The sequence below is a fragment of the Paenibacillus tyrphae genome (genome assembly GCF_027925525.1).
In the GTDB taxonomy this organism is placed as follows: domain Bacteria; phylum Bacillota; class Bacilli; order Paenibacillales; family NBRC-103111; genus Paenibacillus_G; species Paenibacillus_G tyrfis_B.
In genome coordinates, this window is record NZ_BSDJ01000004.1 from 274,254 (window position 1) to 290,409 (window position 16,156).

Consider the following 16,156-nt stretch of genomic DNA (forward strand, 5'->3'; position numbering starts at 1 on the left):
ATGCCGCCGATTACGCCAAGCGCTTTTTCGATAGGGCACTCAATGTGAAACGGCTGCTTGGGCACATCATTGCCAGTATACCTGTAATCATATCAGAAAGGGGCGGTTTCTTACCAGCATTTGTGAACCGATATCGGAAGGTTGCTTTCGTTCCCGGGTTTATATACAATAAGGGGAAAATGCTTATTAGTGGGAGATGTGCCTGAACATGAAATGCAAAATTTCGCGCAACGCCGCCAAGGTGCTTTTGGCCGAGATGGAACAAGAGGAAAACAAAGAATTGAAGCTTCGCGTATATGTAACGCACAAGCACGGCGATCATGCGCACTATGGACTCGGAATGGACACGCCTACGGAAAATGACGTGGTCGTAACTACCGACAGCGGCATCGACGTCATTTTGCAGAAGGACGAGCCGCTGCTGGACGGCGTGCGCGTCGACTACTTTTATTTGCCGGAGGAAGGCTTTGCGGTCACCAATCCGAGCAAAGGCAACCACGGCGACCATTAATCGGCCGCCCGGATGCCTCAGAAAGGATAACTCCGCATGGCCAACGATATTCGCGTCTGCGACAAATGCAAGCATATGAGAATGAAAACCGCGCTGCCGAAGCTGCAGAAGCTGGCGCCTGACGCCGACATCAAGGTCGGCTGCAAATCTTATTGCGGCCCGTGCTCGCGGTTTGCCTTCATTTATATTAACGGCCGGTACGTGACCGCCGCAACGGAAGACGAAGCGATCGAAAAAGCGAGCAAGTATATTAAAAAGAAATGATGGACGAACCTCCTGGTGCAGCTTGCGGCCGGGAGGTTTTTTTCTGGAGGCAAGGCTTTACAAAATCTTCATATGCCCTTTACATCGTCGAAACAATTGGCAACTATGCTAGGAAAAGTGAGTCCAAGAACCTAGTTTGATTCGCCGGAGGGGTATCGTCATGATGAAACGTTGGTTGAAAAAGAGAAAATGGCTGGTCCTGTCGCTAGCCGCAATGACGCTCATGGGAGCGCAAACCGCAGCAGCCGCAGAAGGCGGCATGGAAGCGATCGGCACGAAGTTCGGCATCTGGTCGGGCGGTAAAGAAGTGAAGACGGACAAGGCCCCCGTCCTGATCGACGGAAGTACATATGTCCCGCTGCGCGCGCTCGGAGAAGCGCTGGGCAAGCAGGTGGAATGGAACGAATGGACGCAGTCGATCCGGCTGAAGGAGATGCCGAAGGTTGCGGCCGTACACGAGTGGAAAAATCCGGGGACGCTGGTCGGCAGCCTGAAAGAGGGCGGCTTCTCGGGGCTGATCCATCTGCCGGGCGATCCGGCCGACGTGTTCTATACGCTGGCTGACCGCGGGCCGAACGGCGAGTTCAGCAAGGACAAGCTGCGCACGTTCCCGAACGAGACGTATGTGCCGCGCATTTACAAGATTAAAGCGGCGGGCGGAACGATCGAAGTGCTCGAAACGATCAAGCTGCATTTGCCGGCCGGCAAGACCGACAAGTTCAGCAAGACGGCAGAGCTCACCGGTCTGCCGAATCTGGAAGGCAGCGACGAAGTTCCGTACGACGGCAGCGGCACGAAGAAGATCGCTTACGATCCGGACGGGCTGGACCTCGAAGGCATCGCCTATAGCCCGACGGACGATACGTTCTGGCTATCGGACGAGTACCGTCCTTCCGTGCTGCAGGTGAAGCGCGACGGTACGGTTGTCGGACGGTACGTGCCGCAGGGAGCGAAGGAGCAGTTGGTCGCGGCGGGCGCGCAAACGGAGATTTATGACATTTTGCCGGCGGTGTACGCGAAGCGGATTCCGAATCGCGGCTTCGAAGGCGTTACGATTTCACCGGACGGCAAATATTTGTACGCTTCGATCCAGAGCCCGATGGCGGTTCCGGACAAAAAGACGGGCGAAGCGTCCCGCAATATGCGCATCTTGAAGATGGATCTGGCCGCCAAGAAAGTCGTCGGCGAATATTTGTACATCGCGGAGAACGCCGATTCGTTCACGAATGTGAAGCAGAAGGACGTCGTCATTAGCGACTTGTCCGCCTTGAGCACTGATGTGCTGCTGGTGGACGAGCGCGATAAAAACAGCGGCAAGGAAGCGCAAATCAAGCGCATTTACCGGGCGGACTTCTCGGCAGCCACCAATCTGCTTGGGACCGAGCACAGCGACAATCTGGAGAAGCTGACGCTGGCGCAAATCAAGGAAAAAGGCATCGTGCCGGCCGGCAAGGAGCTGATCGTGGACGTGGCGAAGCTGGGCTATCCGCATGAGAAGCTGGAAGGGCTCGCGGTGGTGGACAAGCATACGATCGCCGTTGTAAACGACAACGATTTCGGCGTGGACGGCTACGACGACCAAGGCCAGCTGAAGGTGAACGGTAACCCGACGCAAATGTATATCATTCAGGTCGGCGAAGAATTAAAATAAATGGTTTAGTACAGAGAGAGCTCGTCCTAGGCGGACGGGCTCTTTTCCGTTATGCCATAATTTTTTGCCGAATGTCTGGGCAGGCTCGACCAATTGCTGTATAATGAAATCCGGTTTCATTCCATGGCTAATTTTACCGAAGGTTAAATATACCGGGGGTTATATACGGAGAGAAGGTCGGTACGATGTTCGCAGCTGTAAAGTCTCGTTTGCTTCATTTCTTACGCGAGTATCATCCGATCGTGCATGTGCTGCTGGTGGGAACCGCTCTGGCGCGGATCGCTTCGTCGATGAGCATGCCGTTTCTGGCCATTTATTTGTCCCGGGAGTCGGGGCTGCATCCGATCATGATCGGCGCGATCATCGGCATCGGCTCGCTTGCCGGCATGGCGGGCGGCTTCGTTGGCGGAGCTTTGTCCGACCGCCTGGGACGCAAGTTCATCATGATGATTGCCTTGATCGGCTGGGTGATCGTCTTCGCCGGCTTTGCGTTTTCCAAAGCGCCGCTGCTTTTCATGCTGTTCAATATGCTGAACGGGCTTTGCCGTTCGCTCTACGAGCCGGTATCGCAAGCGCTGATGGCCGACGTGACGGTGAAGGAAAAGCGGCTTAACGTCTTCTCGATGCGTTATCTGGCGATCAATGTCGGCGTAGCCGTCGGACCGCTGCTCGGTGCCTACTTCGGTATGTTCGAAGCCTGGCTGCCGTTTCTGGTTACGGCTTTCATTTATTTGACCTACGCGGGCTTGCTCTATGCGCTGCTGCAGGCGTTTGGCATTCGTCAGATCGAGGGAGAGCACCGCAGCGGGGTGACGGTCCGTTCGGCATGGCGGGTCATCGCGAGCGACCGTGTATTCCGTTATTACATTGCAGGCGGGATTATCGGCGCGATCGGCTATTCGCAGATGATGGCCACCTTATCGCAATACGTGCAGCAAAGCGTAGCCGACGGGGCGACGCTGTTCGCGCTGCTGATGACGATCAATGCGGTGACGGTCGTCCTGCTGCAGGTGCCGCTGTCGAAAATGTTCGAAAGCCGGGGTCCGATGGCTGCGATTGCGGTGGGCGGTCTCATGTTTGCGCTCGGGGATATCGGCTATGCGGTATCTGCCGGATGGATCGGATTTATGATCTCCATGGTTTTGTTCACCGTCGGAGAGGTACTGAATTTTCCGGCAACGAACATGCTGATCGACCGGTTGGCGCCGGAGGGAATGCGGGGCACGTACTTCGGCGCGCAGTCGTTTACGAATCTCGGACATTTTCTCGGTCCTTTGGCGGGCGGCGTGCTTTTGTCGGAATGGGGGGGCGGTCCGCTGTTCTCCGTGATGGCAGTCGTAACGGTGGCAGGAATCTATTTTTACTGGAAAGGCCAGCAAGTCTATAAAATGTTTCATAATTCACATGAAAATCCATGAAAATAGTCCATAAGAACTATGTATTCTACCGGGTTGATCTTTTATCCTAAGAGATGAGATTTAATCATACACGAAAAGACAATTTTCGAGCGTGCTCGATAAAGGCAAACCGGGTGAAAGCCCGCGGGCGCGAAGCTATAGAGGCTAAGGCGCCGAGGTTGCGTGATGCCAGCCAGTTTACCGAAGGCACGGAGACGCGCGATGATAGATGCGGACTCCCGTACCGTCAACGGAGAGTCTTTTTGTTTTCATATAAAGGAGCGGGAACGGATGGCAGATCAGGTTCAAGGACGGAGCATCATGACGAAGCAAGGCTTCTATACCAAAGTGGGCAACGATTTCGTCGGCGTCTTTTTGTCGAGCGAAGGCCCGAAAATGTTCATTAATCGCGAGGTGTACGAGCTCGCCTCCTCCTGCTGGGACGTGGAAATGGTCAAAGGGCGCAGCCGGCAGGTCATTACGTTTTATTGGCGCGGCGAAGTAAAGCTTTCCGTGCGGTGCGAAGCGGACAATGAAGTTTTCATGTCGCTCTTCGATTATTGGAGCTGCCGGGCGCAGGATCTCCGTCACGCCTAGCGGTCGCTTGCCGACCTCCCGAATAGGCACTCGCCCTGCCCGTGATGCATACGATGCTCGTAGCACATTACGGCTTACGGGGAGGCAGAGACAGGAATGGCAACGGCTTTCGAGACATCCGCGGCGTTCGAACACCGGTTCTGGCTGCAGGTGATGGGAGATCATGCCCGGTTTATTAATAATTCGCTATCAGTGGACGAAGCTGAAGAAGTGACGCGGGCCCGGGCGATGATCGCAGCCTTCGACGGGCTGCTTGAGCATGCTCGCAAGACGGAAAAGCGCGAGCGGCTAATCGAAATTACACGGGAGGCTTACGGCCTGACGCAGCAATTGATCAGCTTCAAGCTGCATCTGCTGCAGAGACATTTAATCGGGAAAATCACGATCGGACTGTCGCCTTCGTTTTTGAGCCATATGGTGAACGAGGCGGAGGAATATGTGCGGGTGCTGGGGAGTCTGCTTTCCGGTCAACCGGCTCCTGTATTCCATGAGCTGCACCATCATCTGGTCTGGTTACAGGACGCCTATGGGCATGCAAGCTCAATCGCAGGCGATCTTGATATGGCGGAATCGCGTTTGACCGAGATGGCCCGGACGTTCGATCAGCATTTTCGAGAGTTTTATTTGAAAGCGGTCGAGTTGGCCGGATATTTGCGCGCGAACGTGAAGAAGTTTCCGGCTTTGGCGCGTTTCGGCAAAGAAGTGGAGCTTGAGATGGCGCTGTTCATGCAGTTTCTGCGGGAGCTGGAGGAGCTTCGGCTTAGCAAGCAGGCGCTCGGGATTTTGTCGCCTTTAATGGCCGATCATATGTCGCGCGAGGAATGCTACTACTTGATGAAGCTTGCTCAAGCATCGGAGCATAAAGCCCCGGCCTGCGACCCGGCCCGTCCCCGCGTCGAGTCTTAGCGCGAACAATCGAATAAATCCTTACAAGGCCAAGCTGAATCACTGCTCCGGTCTCGTAAGGATTTTTTTGCTTCTGCCAAAAAAGGGCCGGGAAGGTTAAAGCGGCAGGCAAATGGAAATATTGGATGGTATCGTTCAAACATTGTTGACAACATTCATCGGGGAACCCGACGAAGTTGCAACGGAGGACTGATATCTTATGGCTAAGGAACAATCCGTGCTGCTTTTGATGTGGATTGCGAGCGTGCTGCTGCTCTGTAGGATCGGGCGGCGGCGTGTGAGAGCCACCGTATTTCTCATCCTTATTTTTCAATCGATGACCTGGTTAATAAGTTTACTGCTGTCGAGTCTATCCTTGTTCGAATTTCCGGTGCGGGAATTGCCGAGGGCGACGTCAATTAATTTCACGTTTGAGTTTATTCTGTTTCCAGCTTATTCCGTCTGGTTTCATTATACGTATCCCGAGCGGAGAAGCACGGTTCGTCAGATCGGACATTACGCGCTGTTTGCCACAATTTTCGTCGCATTTTACAGTTTCATGGCTAAGTCTACTTCACTTGTAAAATTTCACGCTTCGCCGTTCTGGCTGTATCTTACCTTTCCGGTTGCACTCTATATTACCCGGCGGGTGTTCTTATGGTTCGTTCGGGAGGAACCGGGAAAGTCTGTCACAGGCTTATCGGAGAAACGGTTATGAGCAGATTCGTCGAGCAGTGGATTCTTGTCTTTGTCTGGGGGATGACACTGGCTTCCCTGTTGTTCATTCCGAGGGACAAGTACCGCAACGCGCTTACGGTTTTTTTGTTTAAGCAGTGCATCACCTGGCTCCTCGGACTTCTTGTAGTCGAGTGGGGGTGGATTTCCTACCCGGTCCGGTTATTCTGGAAGGTGAATGCTACCAGCTTCACATTCGAATATTTCGTTTATCCGGTCATTTGCGTTTTCTTTATGCTGTATTATCCCGAGCGCCGGAGCAGGTGGACGAAGCTGGCGTATTATGCGGCGTTCACGTCCGGAATCATGATACCGGAATATATCATCCAGCGCTATACGAAGCTGATCGATTACTTGCACTGGACCTGGTATTGGAGCTGGATCAGCTTGTTTCTTACGTTCGCGCTGTCCCGGTTGTTCTACGTATGGTATTTTAAGCCGGTGCGGATGGATAAAAACAAGCCCTGAGCTTATTGCTCAGGGCTTGGGTTCGCTTCCCGGTCCTTGCGCCACGCGTATAAGCCGCCCGGTGCGAAGTACTGGTACAATTGGCATTCGATCCGTCCGTTAAACAGCTTCCGCTTCTTGTCCGCCGGCCGGTTCACGTAGTGCTCGAACTGCTTGGCCGGGGTCAGGACAAAAGCGGACCAGGTAGGGAGCTGCGCATACAAGTGTCCGAAGTCGCGGACGGCGCGTTCCGCCTCGCTCCGGTCGCCCAGCCGCTCGCCGTAAGGCGGGTTCGTAATGATGCAGCCGTAGTCTCCTAGCGGCTGCGCTTTGGCCACCGGCAGCGTCTGCAGGCTGAGTTCTTTGCCCAGTCCGGCCGCTTTGGCCGACGCTTGGGCAACCTCGATCGCGCTGCGGTCAATGTCCGAGCCGGCGATCTGCAGCGGCACGTCGTCGCGCACGAGATCGTACGCTTCTTCACGCGCTTCCTGCCATAACGACTCAGGGACGAGTGGCCACGCCTCCGCATTGAAGCTGCGTCTCAGGCCCGGCGCCAGATTCCAGCCGATCATGGCCGCTTCGACAGGGATTGTCCCGGAGCCGCAGAACGGATCGTACAGCGGACGCTCCGGCTGCCAGCGGCTGAGCAGGATCATGGCGGCCGCCATCGTTTCTTTCAGCGGCGCTTCGGTAACCAGCTTGCGGTAGCCGCGCTTGTGCAGCCCGGGGCCCGTCGTGTCCAGCGTAATCGTCGCGATATCGTTCAGCAGCGCGACCTCGATAACGAAGCGGCCACCCGTCTCGCGGAACCATTCGGTCCCATAACGCAGCTTCATGCTTTCGACGACGGCTTTCTTCACGATGCCCTGACAGGCGGGAACGCTGGACAGCTGCGATTTATGCGAGCGTCCTTCGACCGGAAACTCGCCGTCCTCGGGAATCCAATCCGGCCAAGGCAGCGCCTTGACGCCTTCGAACAGTTCGTCGAAGGTGCGTGCCGGGAATTGCCCCATTTTGACCAGCACGCGGTCGGCGGTCCGCAGCCACAGGTTCGCCCGGGCGATCGCCAGCGCGTCGCCGACGAACGTCACGCGGCCGTTCTCGACCGTCACCTGATCGTATCCGAGGTCGCGAACTTCCCGGGCGACAACGGCTTCCAGGCCCATGGGGGCGGTAGCAATCAATTCAATGGTGTTCGATGTCAACGCTTGCTCACTCCTTGGAAAAGCCATACAATAAACTAGTATAGGCGATTGGCCCCGATTATACAACGGCGGCGGGAACGAAGGTAACGAACGGTACAGCCGTACGCCCTACGAGGACCAAACGGAGGAGGAAGAACGGAGATGACGGAGATGCCATTATCGGCGGAAGCGTATTTGGAAGGGTTGTTTGAGCCCGATGCGGAGCTTGAGCGGGTGCAGGAGGGCATCCGGGAGAACGGAATGCCGGAAATTTCGATCGCGCCGGGGTATGGACGGCTGTTGACGATGCTCACGCGGCTCGTTCGCGCGGAGCAGGTGCTGGAGATCGGGGCGCTGGGCGGTTACAGCGGTATTTGTCTGGCACGCGGCCTGTCCGACGGCGGCAAGCTGGTATCGCTGGAGCTGAAGCAGGAGTATGCGGACTTGGCGCACAAGCATCTGCGCGAAGCGGGGCTCGGCGACAAGGTCGAATACCGGATCGGCGAGGCGCTGGATAGTCTGGAGGCGCTGTCGGCGGAAGGCCGGCGGTTCGACCTGTTCTTTATCGATGCAGACAAGGGCAACTATCCTAATTATTTGGAATGGGCGATCAAGCTGGCCCGGCCGGGCGCGCTCATCCTCGGCGACAACCTGTTAATGCGCGGCAAGACGACCGATCCGGAGCAGACCGGCAACGCCGTGACGAAGATGCGCCAATTTAACGAAAGCATAGCGCGCGATCCGCGTCTGGAAGGCGTGCTGCTGCCGGCGTATGACGGCCTCGCCATTGCGAGAGTACGGGGATAGAGGCGGACAGGTGAATAGTTAATGGTATGGCGAAGAGACGGTTTCCCTTGGTCGGCACGACGAAGAGAAACCGTCTCTTTTTGCGGAAAACTTCTCAGGAGCCCCGTTTCGTTCTAAACCTCTGCAGTTCCCGTGCCCCGATAGCCGAGCTCGTGCGATATGGCGCGTGTAATTCCCACTACCTCTTGAATCCACCGTTCATGGAAGGGCAGCATACGATCGGTCGGACCGATCACGCTGACGGACGCGATCGCTTTCCCGTCGGCATCGAAGATCGGCGCTGCGATCCCGGTCGCGCCGACATTGCGCAGGTTCGAGCTCAGCTCGTATCCGTTTTTCCGGATGTCCTTCAGCCTGCGTTTCATCGTCTCCGCGTCGGTAATCGTATACGTGGTATACGTTTTCAATTGATCCCCCAGCACGTCGTCGATGAAAGCGTCGTCCCGGTAAGCCAAAATGGCGCGCGCCGCCGAGGTGGCGTACATCGGAAACCGCCTGTGCTCCTCCGCGTTGAAGCGGATCGGATACTGCGAGTCGATTTTATCGACGTAAATGGCATCCTGACCGTCAATGACGCAGAGCGTGACGAGCTCCTTCGTTTTATCCGAGAGCTGCGCTAGAAAAGGTCTGGCGAAATCGACGAGATTGTGATTTTTCAGCACCTTGTTGCCGAGCTCCAGCAGCGTATAGCCGAGCGAATATTGCTTGGTTGCGGGATTTTGCTTGATGAAGCCTTCGCTTTCGAACGTCATCAGCAGCTTGTGGACTGCGCCCTTGGAAAGCTCCAGCTTGCGGCTCAAATCGCTCACGCCGAGCTCTTTCGGAGAATCGAGAAATAGTTTAAGCAGCTTGCAGCCGTTTTTGACAGAGGATAAATGGTTGTCCATAGCCTTTGTGCTCCTTGCCGTCGTTAAGTTCAGGGACGGTTTGAAATGTAGAGTAAGTGTAACATAAACCGGGCAAATTTCCCAGAATTCGCTTTCACATGTAAGGAAACATAACATTGAAAACGTTTTAATAAAAATAAACTATTGCGCTTTATTCAAGTTACGTGCTAAAATCTCCTTATGTTTCTCGTATAGTAAACGATGTTCACGTATAGTGAACGATACCACATCCGAGGAGGAATTACAATGAACAAAAAAATGGGGGTTTTAGCGGTATTGACGCTTTGCGGCTCGCTGCTCGCAGCATGCGGATCTGGGAAGCCGGCGGCATCGGGTGAAGCGGGGCAAGATCAAGCCGGCGGCACGAAGCCGGAGAAGCAGCTTGTGATTTCCGGTAACGGAGCGACCGTCGAGCAAATGATGAAAGACGAAGTGTTTAAAAAATTTAACGAAAAATATCCCGATGTGAAGCTCACTTACGTATCCGGCGTCGCCACGGAAATCGTGGCTAAAGTAAAAGCGCAGAAAGGCGCTCCGCAAATCGACGTGACCGTGATCGAAGCGGGCGAACAGGAAGCCGGCCGTGCGGAAGGGCTGTGGGAGCCGTTGAACGATAAAGACGTTCCGTCCATGAGCAAGGTTTCTCCTGAGCTGAAAGTGAAGGACAACAGCGGCGTAGCGGTCAACTTTACCCCGATGGGCATTTCTTATAATGCGGAAATGGTGAAGTCCAAGGGCCTTCCGGTACCGGAGTCGTGGAACGATCTTGCCCGTCCGGAGATGAAGGGGAATTTGACGCTCAGCGAAATTTCCAGCAATTTCGGCCGTTCCGCGCTGATCATGCTTGCTTATGCAAACGGCGGCTCGGAGAAAGAGATGGAGCCCGGTTTTAAAAAGTTGGAAACGGTTGCGGGCTATATGCCGACATTCGCCAAGAGCGCAGCGCAGCTGCAGCAAAACCTGCAAAACAAGACGGCTGCGTATACGGCTTGGACGATGGCGCGCAGCTTGGTGCAGAAGGACGCCGGCCTCGATCTCGAATTCGTCATCCCGAAGGAAGGTGCGAACCTGGTGCCTACCGTAGCGTCGATGGTCAAAGGCGCGAAAAACCCGAACGCCTCCAAGCTGTTCATCGAGTTCCTGTTGTCGGACGAAGTGCAGGCGATGTACGCAACCAAGCTGTACTACAATCCGGCAACCAAGGTAAATCTGCCGATGGATATTTCCAAGAAGCTGAGCTTCGACATGAAGAAAGCCGTCAAATTCGACTACGAGGTTATCAGCAGCAAAACGCCGGAGTGGCTCGACCGCTTCAATAAAGAAATTGCGCCGAAAGTCGGAAAATAGGTGAACGATATGATAAAAACGATCGATGTGGAGCTCAAGGGCATCCAGAAGAAGTTCGGATCCAACGTGGTCGTGGAACAGTTCAATCTGCAGGTGGAGCAGGGGGAATGCGTTTCGTTCCTCGGCCCTTCAGGCTGCGGCAAAACGACAACGCTCAATATGATCGCGGGCTTTCTTGAGCCGGACCGGGGCGAGCTGATCATTAAGGGCAAGAAGATGAACGGCGTGCCGTCCAACAAACGGGATCTCGGCATGGTGTTTCAGACGTATTCGTTGTTCCCGCATATGACGATCTTTGAAAACGTGGCGTACGGGCTGAAGCTGCGCAAGACGCCGAAGGCGGAAATGCGGGAGCGGGTGCGGAAGGTGCTGGAGCTGGTCAAGCTGCCTCACGTGGCCGACCGCTATCCGAAGCAGCTTTCGGGTGGCCAGCGGCAGCGTATCGCCATCGCCCGTGCGCTCGTGACCGAGCCGTCGCTGCTGCTGCTGGACGAGCCGCTAAGCAACTTGGACGCCAAGCTGCGCGAAGAGCTTCGCGACGAGTTAAAGCGGTTGCAGCAGGAGATCGGCCTGACGACCATCTTCGTCACCCACGATCAGGAAGAAGCGCTTTACTTGTCCAACCGGATTGTCGTGTTGGATCACGGCAAGGTAGAGCAGATCGGCACCCCGTGGGAAATTTACAACCGCCCGGCGTCCGAGTTCGTACATACGTTCATCGGCAAATCGAACCGGTTGTCCGGCAGAGTGGAGGCAATGGGAAGCCAGACGCTGTCGCTCGTGACGGAGGACGGGCATCCGATTCGGGCTGCGTTCAAAGGCATTGCGCTTCAGGCGGGCGACGCCGTCTCCGTCTATGTCCGTCCCGAGCGGATCGGCTTTGTGACAGAAGGCGGCGAGAATGCCTCCGGCGGTGTCAATCGGGTGCAGGGCGTCGTCCAACTGATCTCCTTCCTCGGGGCTTACGCCGAGTGTGAGGTGCAGGTCGGCCGGTATACGCTGAATGTGCGCATTCCTTCCGACCGTCAGGACCGCGAATGGTCGGTCGGCGATTCGGTATGGCTGGAATGGAAGCCGGAGGACGTGTTCGTTTTCCCAAGGAAGGGGCATGAGACCCATGGGTAAAGGCAAGTCATCCGCTGTCCGGAGCGCCGTCTTGCTGCTGCTTCCAAGTCTGGCCGTCGTCGCCGGCGTGTTTTTGCTGCCGATGCTTTATATTTTTCTGCTCAGCCTGGAGGGGAAGCAGGGGCAGTTCACGCTGGAAAACTATACGATCTTTTTTAAAGATACTTACTATCTTCAAATTTTATGGCGAACCGTCAAACTGGGCTTGCTCTCGGTGCTGGCTTGTCTGGTGCTCGGCTATCCGGTGGCGATGTTCATGGCCCAGACGTCGGGCAAGCTGCGCGGGATCATTACATTTCTGATTATTTCTCCGCACTTGATCAGCGTCGTCATCCGGAACTTCGGCTGGGTCGTCATTCTGGGTGAAAAAGGTTGGATCAATAGTACGCTGCTGAAGCTGGGGCTCATTGATACGCCGCTCAAGCTGCTCTATAACGAGCTCGGCGTCGTCATCGGCTTGACCGATTCCTTGATCGTGTACATGATTCTCGCCATCGCGACGAGCCTATACCAAATCGACGGCTCGCTCTATAAAGCGGCCGGCATTCTCGGCGCGGGCAAGGTGCGCACGTTCTTCACGGTAACGCTTCCGCTGACGCTGCCGGGCATTGTCGCCGGAACGACGCTCGTGTTCAGCCTGTCGATGAGCGCGTTCGTTACGCCTGCGCTGATGGGGGGCACGTCCGTGAAGGTGCTGCCGGTCATCGCCTACGAGAAAATTATGGCCCAGCTCAACTGGCCGCTGGGAGCGGCGCTTTCGTTCCTGCTGCTCGGTTCGACTATCGCGCTCGTCTCGCTGTTCACGCGGCTTATCGAAACGCGGCGCTATAAAGAGGTGTTCTCCTCATGACAAAACGATTTTCGCCGCTCGGCCTCATTACGTTTTTCGTTGTCTTGTTCGTTGTTTCGCCGCTGCTGGTCATTATTCCGACCTCGCTGACATCGGCCAAATATTTGTCGTTTCCGCCGGTCGGATTCTCCTTTCAGTGGTACGTCAAAATTTTCGACCGGCCGGAATTCGTCGATTCGTTCTGGTTCAGCCTGGAGCTGGCGGCGCTGACTGCCGTCATTTCCACGCTGCTCGGCACCATCGCGGGACTTGCACTGCACAAGTACAAATTTCCCGGCAAAGGGGTGATCAACGGGCTGATGCTGTCGCCGCTGACCGTTCCCGCGCTGATCATCGGGATTGCGGCGCTGCTCTTTTTCACGCGGATCGGGCTGGCCGGCACGTTCACCGGGCTGCTGCTCGCGCACACGCTAATCTCGATTCCGTATGTGGTCCGGCTCGTGCTGACGGGTCTCAGCTCCTTCGATTATACGCTGGAGAGGGCGGCTTACATTTTGGGTGCCAAGCCGTTGAACGTCTTCTGGGACATCACGATGCCGCTGATGAAGCCGGCGATTATATCCGGCATGATTTTCGCTTTCTTGACTTCGTTCGATAACGTGACGGTGTCGCTGTTTCTCGTCTCCCCGACGACAACGACGCTTCCGATGGCGCTGTTCAGCTATATGCAGGAAACGCTGGACCCGCTCGTCGCGTCCGTATCGTCCGTCGTAATTTTACTTAGCTTGGTGTTCATCATTATATTGGAAAGGGCATACGGATTGGACCGTTTGTTCGGATCGAATTCGCATTCCCATTAACGGAGATGCTGCGGTGTGAAGTCAATAAAAGATCGGATTGAACAATATTTGCCCGAGATGCTGGCGCGGCTTGAAGCAAGCGTCAATATGGATTCACCGTCCGCCGACAAAGCGCTGAATGACCGGATGGCGGACTGGTACGCGGGCCAATTCAAGGAAATTACGGGAGGCACGGTCGTCCGGGTTCCGAACGAAGTGTACGGCGACCGGCTTCTGTGCGAGGTAGGGCAAGGGGATAAGCAGATTTTGCTCCTCGGCCACTTCGACACGGTCTGGCCGCAAGGAGAAGTATCGCGCCGGCCGTTTCATATCGGGAACGGTCGCGCTTACGGGCCTGGGGTCTACGACATGAAGGCGGGGCTGATGCAGGCGATGTTTGCGATCAAGGCGCTGCAGGAGTTGGGGCGGTTCCCGGCGGATAAAAAAATCGTGCTTCTGCTCAACAGCGACGAAGAGCTCGGCAGTCCGACGTCCCGGGCCTTTATTGAAGAGCAGGCCAGGAAATCCGCCGTCTCCTTCGTGCTGGAGCCGCCGATGGAGCCGAGCGGCGCACTGAAGACGGCGCGCAAAGGAAGCGGCCGGTTTAAGCTTGCGGTGCAGGGCGTTTCCGCGCACGCCGGCGTAAACCCGGAAAAAGGCGTCTCGGCGATCCAGGAGCTCGCCTGCCAGATCCAGCGGCTGCATGCTTTGACCGATCCCACTGTCGGGACGACGGTGAACGTCGGCGTCGTCAAGGGAGGCATCGGCTCCAACGTCGTGGCGGAGCACGCGGAAGGGGAGATCGACATCCGCGTCGCCACGGCGGAGGAGGCCCGGAGAATCGAGCAGGCGCTGGGCGAGCTGGCTCCCGTACTGCCGGAGGCCCGGCTGCAGCTGACCGGCCGGATGATGCGTCCACCCATGGAGCGGACGGAACGGACGGCGGCGCTGTTTGCGCTGGCCCAGCAGATTGCCCGCGCCGAGTTCGGCGTCGAGCTGGAAGAGACGCATACGGGTGGCGTCAGCGACGGCAATTTTACCGCTGCCGTCGGCACGCCGACGCTGGACGGACTGGGGGCCAGGGGCGATTATGCCCATTCGCCTGACGAGTACGTCCGGATAGACGAAATCCCGTTCCGTACGGCGCTTCTCGCGGAGCTGATTGCACGGTGCTAGAGAGCTTCGCTTCGTGCATTCGCGCAAGCAATGAAAGAAGGCCGGGAAGCGCATCAAGCGTTTCCTGGCCTTCTCTATATATACCGCATTTAAACGCTAATGGGCCTGTCGATCAGCTCGTTGGACGAAATGCCCAGAAAGACGTAGGCTTCCTTTTTCATGACGCTCGGATCGTCGTCCCAGAAGCTCTGGAGCACGTTGATGAATCCGGACGCCCGCGCGATGCGGTCCATTTGCATTTTCATAATCGCTCCGCTGCACAGCACGGCACACTGGGATACTTGAGTCAAAATGCCGCCCTGAAGCTGCTCCCAGATCGCGTTCACTTCGGGGGAGAAGACGACCGGCCGGCCGTTTTTGATCATGAAACGGTTATCGACGAGGAGCTTGGCTCCGCTCATCGTAGAAAGGCTGCTTTTTACCAGCTCGCTTGCTTGGGTGGCGTCCTCCACCGTCAACGAATCGAGTACCTGCCAGGCCAAAACATTGTTCGTGCGGTCAATGTGATGCTTAAAAACGTCTTCGAATTCCATATATATCATTTTCCTCCTATTTAAACCAGGACGCGAGCATGATATCGAGCGAACGGCACGTATATCGAACCAAATGCTCGGCTTCCTTTAGTTCAGTATCGTTCATATCTTGAATGAGATGATAGACGTTGCTGTGCTCCTCGTCCGCCTCGCAGTGAACTTCCCAATACTCCAGATTCGTAAATCCGGCTCTTTTCAGAATCGCGTAGGCGTGCAGGTACATGGCGAGGGCGTAGCCTTCCGCCGTACTGTTCACAAGAAGCAGCGACAAGTTTTCGCTCATGGAGCTGACAGCGCGGTATTGGAGCGAAATGAAGTCCTCGGTCTCATAATTCGGAAACGATTGTTCGGGGTCGTCAAGCCCCAAATCCGTCATCCATTTGCGGAGCATCTCGGCGTGGTCTTTCTCTTCCTCGTAATGGGTGGAGAAGACATCGTGCCTGACATCCGGGAACCGTTCCCAACGCAGCTTAAGAAGCTCTCCGAAATGCTTGGACAAATGGTATAAGTGCAAGCACCATTTGAAATTTTCCGGCTGTGCGCTTTCGGGAAATCGGGTGAAAAAAGGATTCGACTTTTTTACTTTCTCAAGTTCCTCTGCGATGATCGTCGAAATCGTTTCAACAACTTGTGATTGCGCCATTATTATCTTCCTCTTTCTCTGTTGAATTGGATACTTCCCGGCGGAACGACAGATGACGGATCATAAGAGGATTTCTGGTTCACCTCCTTTGGAACACCATCCATAAGGTAAGCAGGAGGAAAAAAATATTTAGTTTTCTTTACTATTTCTTACATTCTTATTATCGGATGCATTTTCCTTCTCGTTAGGAAAAATGGCATAATTTATTTACTAAGTTTTCATTAAAGTTCACTAATTTGTCAAATATTCGGAGAAAGTAGGCGGAAAATCATAGATTATTGGCAAAAAAATCCTGCAAGCCCAGGGTGACAAAGCACCAAAGGCTTACAGGTTGATAA

Annotated in this window: 18 protein-coding genes and 1 riboswitch; of the genes, 14 read left to right on the forward strand and 4 right to left on the reverse strand. The window is 55.3% G+C overall.

The annotated features are described in order from the left end of the window. Nucleotides 1-208 precede the first annotated feature (208 nt). The 8 genes from QMG93_RS06680 to QMG93_RS06715 all read left to right on the forward strand — a co-directional run bounded on the left by QMG93_RS06680 (nucleotide 209) and on the right by QMG93_RS06715 (nucleotide 6,508). Nucleotides 209-511 carry a heme biosynthesis protein HemY gene (locus QMG93_RS06680; protein WP_010491539.1) on the forward strand — a complete coding sequence of 101 codons (303 nt, stop codon included), beginning with the start codon at nucleotides 209-211 and terminating at the stop codon, nucleotides 509-511. Between the two features lie 36 nt (nucleotides 512-547). Then, nucleotides 548-775 carry a DUF1450 domain-containing protein gene (locus QMG93_RS06685; RefSeq protein ID WP_010491537.1) on the forward strand — a complete coding sequence of 76 codons (228 nt, stop codon included), beginning with the start codon at nucleotides 548-550 and terminating at the stop codon, nucleotides 773-775. Between the two features lie 160 nt (nucleotides 776-935). Further along, entirely contained in the window at nucleotides 936-2,426 is a 1,491-nt protein-coding gene (locus QMG93_RS06690) for an esterase-like activity of phytase family protein (RefSeq protein WP_281934680.1), read from the forward strand. 185 nt (nucleotides 2,427-2,611) lie between these two features. Further along, entirely contained in the window at nucleotides 2,612-3,844 is a 1,233-nt protein-coding gene (locus QMG93_RS06695) for an MDR family MFS transporter (protein WP_281934681.1), read from the forward strand. Nucleotides 3,845-3,937: 93 nt separating this feature from the next. Continuing rightward, nucleotides 3,938-4,029: riboswitch (cyclic di-GMP riboswitch) on the forward strand. An 85-nt stretch (nucleotides 4,030-4,114) separates the two neighbouring features. Beyond that, on the forward strand, nucleotides 4,115-4,420 hold the full coding sequence (locus QMG93_RS06700; protein WP_036679994.1) for a hypothetical protein: 306 nt from the start codon (nucleotides 4,115-4,117) through the stop codon (nucleotides 4,418-4,420). A gap of 96 nt (nucleotides 4,421-4,516) precedes the next feature. Next, the gene (locus tag QMG93_RS06705) at nucleotides 4,517-5,326 is read left to right on the forward strand and encodes a DUF2935 domain-containing protein (RefSeq protein WP_281934684.1); all 810 of its coding nucleotides are present in this window, start codon (nucleotides 4,517-4,519) and stop codon (nucleotides 5,324-5,326) included. 199 nt (nucleotides 5,327-5,525) lie between these two features. After that, a complete protein-coding gene (locus tag QMG93_RS06710) occupies nucleotides 5,526-6,023 on the forward strand; it encodes a CBO0543 family protein (RefSeq protein ID WP_281934686.1) in 498 nt (165 codons plus the stop codon). Next, complete coding sequence (locus QMG93_RS06715) at nucleotides 6,020-6,508, forward strand: CBO0543 family protein (RefSeq protein ID WP_281934688.1); 489 nt, start codon at nucleotides 6,020-6,022, stop codon at nucleotides 6,506-6,508. Before QMG93_RS06710 ends, QMG93_RS06715 begins: the two co-directional genes overlap by 4 nt. Before the next feature lie 2 nt (nucleotides 6,509-6,510). Here the strand turns inward: QMG93_RS06715 and QMG93_RS06720 are convergent, their stop codons facing one another. Then, a complete protein-coding gene (locus tag QMG93_RS06720; protein WP_281934690.1) occupies nucleotides 6,511-7,692 on the reverse strand; it encodes a THUMP domain-containing class I SAM-dependent RNA methyltransferase in 1,182 nt (393 codons plus the stop codon). 141 nt (nucleotides 7,693-7,833) lie between these two features. Between QMG93_RS06720 and QMG93_RS06725 the strand changes: the two genes are divergently transcribed. Continuing rightward, nucleotides 7,834-8,478 (forward strand): O-methyltransferase, encoded by a 645-nt coding sequence (locus tag QMG93_RS06725; protein ID WP_253413077.1) that lies wholly within the window; start codon nucleotides 7,834-7,836, stop codon nucleotides 8,476-8,478. A gap of 113 nt (nucleotides 8,479-8,591) precedes the next feature. Here the strand turns inward: QMG93_RS06725 and QMG93_RS06730 are convergent, their stop codons facing one another. Then, nucleotides 8,592-9,365, reverse strand: a complete 774-nt coding sequence (locus QMG93_RS06730; protein ID WP_281934694.1) for an IclR family transcriptional regulator — start codon at nucleotides 9,363-9,365, stop codon at nucleotides 8,592-8,594. 246 nt (nucleotides 9,366-9,611) lie between these two features. On the opposite strand from QMG93_RS06730, the gene QMG93_RS06735 reads away from it, so the two are divergent. The 5 genes from QMG93_RS06735 to QMG93_RS06755 are packed head-to-tail and all read left to right on the forward strand — an operon-like array spanning nucleotide 9,612 to nucleotide 14,642. Continuing rightward, on the forward strand, nucleotides 9,612-10,712 hold the full coding sequence (locus QMG93_RS06735; RefSeq protein WP_281934696.1) for an ABC transporter substrate-binding protein: 1,101 nt from the start codon (nucleotides 9,612-9,614) through the stop codon (nucleotides 10,710-10,712). Between the two features lie 9 nt (nucleotides 10,713-10,721). Beyond that, nucleotides 10,722-11,837: an ABC transporter ATP-binding protein gene (locus QMG93_RS06740; RefSeq protein WP_281934698.1), complete on the forward strand. Its 1,116-nt coding sequence runs from the start codon at nucleotides 10,722-10,724 to the stop codon at nucleotides 11,835-11,837. Continuing rightward, the gene (locus QMG93_RS06745; RefSeq protein WP_281934700.1) at nucleotides 11,830-12,687 is read left to right on the forward strand and encodes an ABC transporter permease; all 858 of its coding nucleotides are present in this window, start codon (nucleotides 11,830-11,832) and stop codon (nucleotides 12,685-12,687) included. The genes QMG93_RS06740 and QMG93_RS06745 overlap by 8 nt, the downstream gene beginning before the upstream one ends. After that, the gene (locus QMG93_RS06750; protein WP_281934702.1) at nucleotides 12,684-13,487 is read left to right on the forward strand and encodes an ABC transporter permease; all 804 of its coding nucleotides are present in this window, start codon (nucleotides 12,684-12,686) and stop codon (nucleotides 13,485-13,487) included. Before QMG93_RS06745 ends, QMG93_RS06750 begins: the two co-directional genes overlap by 4 nt. Nucleotides 13,488-13,544: 57 nt before the next feature. Next, nucleotides 13,545-14,642, forward strand: coding sequence for a M20 family metallopeptidase (locus QMG93_RS06755; protein WP_281934872.1), 1,098 nt, complete (start codon nucleotides 13,545-13,547; stop codon nucleotides 14,640-14,642). Between the two features lie 89 nt (nucleotides 14,643-14,731). Here the strand turns inward: QMG93_RS06755 and QMG93_RS06760 are convergent, their stop codons facing one another. After that, nucleotides 14,732-15,175, reverse strand: a complete 444-nt coding sequence (locus QMG93_RS06760; protein ID WP_281934704.1) for a hypothetical protein — start codon at nucleotides 15,173-15,175, stop codon at nucleotides 14,732-14,734. 16 nt (nucleotides 15,176-15,191) lie between these two features. Further along, nucleotides 15,192-15,818: an iron-containing redox enzyme family protein gene (locus QMG93_RS06765; RefSeq protein WP_281934706.1), complete on the reverse strand. Its 627-nt coding sequence runs from the start codon at nucleotides 15,816-15,818 to the stop codon at nucleotides 15,192-15,194. Nucleotides 15,819-16,156: the final 338 nt, after the last annotated feature.

Coding starts and splice junctions, on each gene's coding strand:
- QMG93_RS06765 (WP_281934706.1), bottom strand. CDS start 15,818: ATGGCGCAATCACAAGTTGTTGAAACGATTTCGACGATCATCGCAGAG.
- QMG93_RS06705 (WP_281934684.1), top strand. CDS start 4,517: ATGGCAACGGCTTTCGAGACATCCGCGGCGTTCGAACACCGGTTCTGG.
- QMG93_RS06680 (WP_010491539.1), top strand. CDS start 209: ATGAAATGCAAAATTTCGCGCAACGCCGCCAAGGTGCTTTTGGCCGAG.
- QMG93_RS06735 (WP_281934696.1), top strand. CDS start 9,612: ATGAACAAAAAAATGGGGGTTTTAGCGGTATTGACGCTTTGCGGCTCG.
- QMG93_RS06710 (WP_281934686.1), top strand. CDS start 5,526: ATGGCTAAGGAACAATCCGTGCTGCTTTTGATGTGGATTGCGAGCGTG.
- QMG93_RS06690 (WP_281934680.1), top strand. CDS start 936: ATGATGAAACGTTGGTTGAAAAAGAGAAAATGGCTGGTCCTGTCGCTA.
- QMG93_RS06755 (WP_281934872.1), top strand. CDS start 13,545: ATGCTGGCGCGGCTTGAAGCAAGCGTCAATATGGATTCACCGTCCGCC.
- QMG93_RS06685 (WP_010491537.1), top strand. CDS start 548: ATGGCCAACGATATTCGCGTCTGCGACAAATGCAAGCATATGAGAATG.
- QMG93_RS06715 (WP_281934688.1), top strand. CDS start 6,020: ATGAGCAGATTCGTCGAGCAGTGGATTCTTGTCTTTGTCTGGGGGATG.
- QMG93_RS06695 (WP_281934681.1), top strand. CDS start 2,612: ATGTTCGCAGCTGTAAAGTCTCGTTTGCTTCATTTCTTACGCGAGTAT.
- QMG93_RS06740 (WP_281934698.1), top strand. CDS start 10,722: ATGATAAAAACGATCGATGTGGAGCTCAAGGGCATCCAGAAGAAGTTC.
- QMG93_RS06730 (WP_281934694.1), bottom strand. CDS start 9,365: ATGGACAACCATTTATCCTCTGTCAAAAACGGCTGCAAGCTGCTTAAA.
- QMG93_RS06700 (WP_036679994.1), top strand. CDS start 4,115: ATGGCAGATCAGGTTCAAGGACGGAGCATCATGACGAAGCAAGGCTTC.
- QMG93_RS06725 (WP_253413077.1), top strand. CDS start 7,834: ATGACGGAGATGCCATTATCGGCGGAAGCGTATTTGGAAGGGTTGTTT.
- QMG93_RS06750 (WP_281934702.1), top strand. CDS start 12,684: ATGACAAAACGATTTTCGCCGCTCGGCCTCATTACGTTTTTCGTTGTC.
- QMG93_RS06745 (WP_281934700.1), top strand. CDS start 11,830: ATGGGTAAAGGCAAGTCATCCGCTGTCCGGAGCGCCGTCTTGCTGCTG.
- QMG93_RS06760 (WP_281934704.1), bottom strand. CDS start 15,175: ATGGAATTCGAAGACGTTTTTAAGCATCACATTGACCGCACGAACAAT.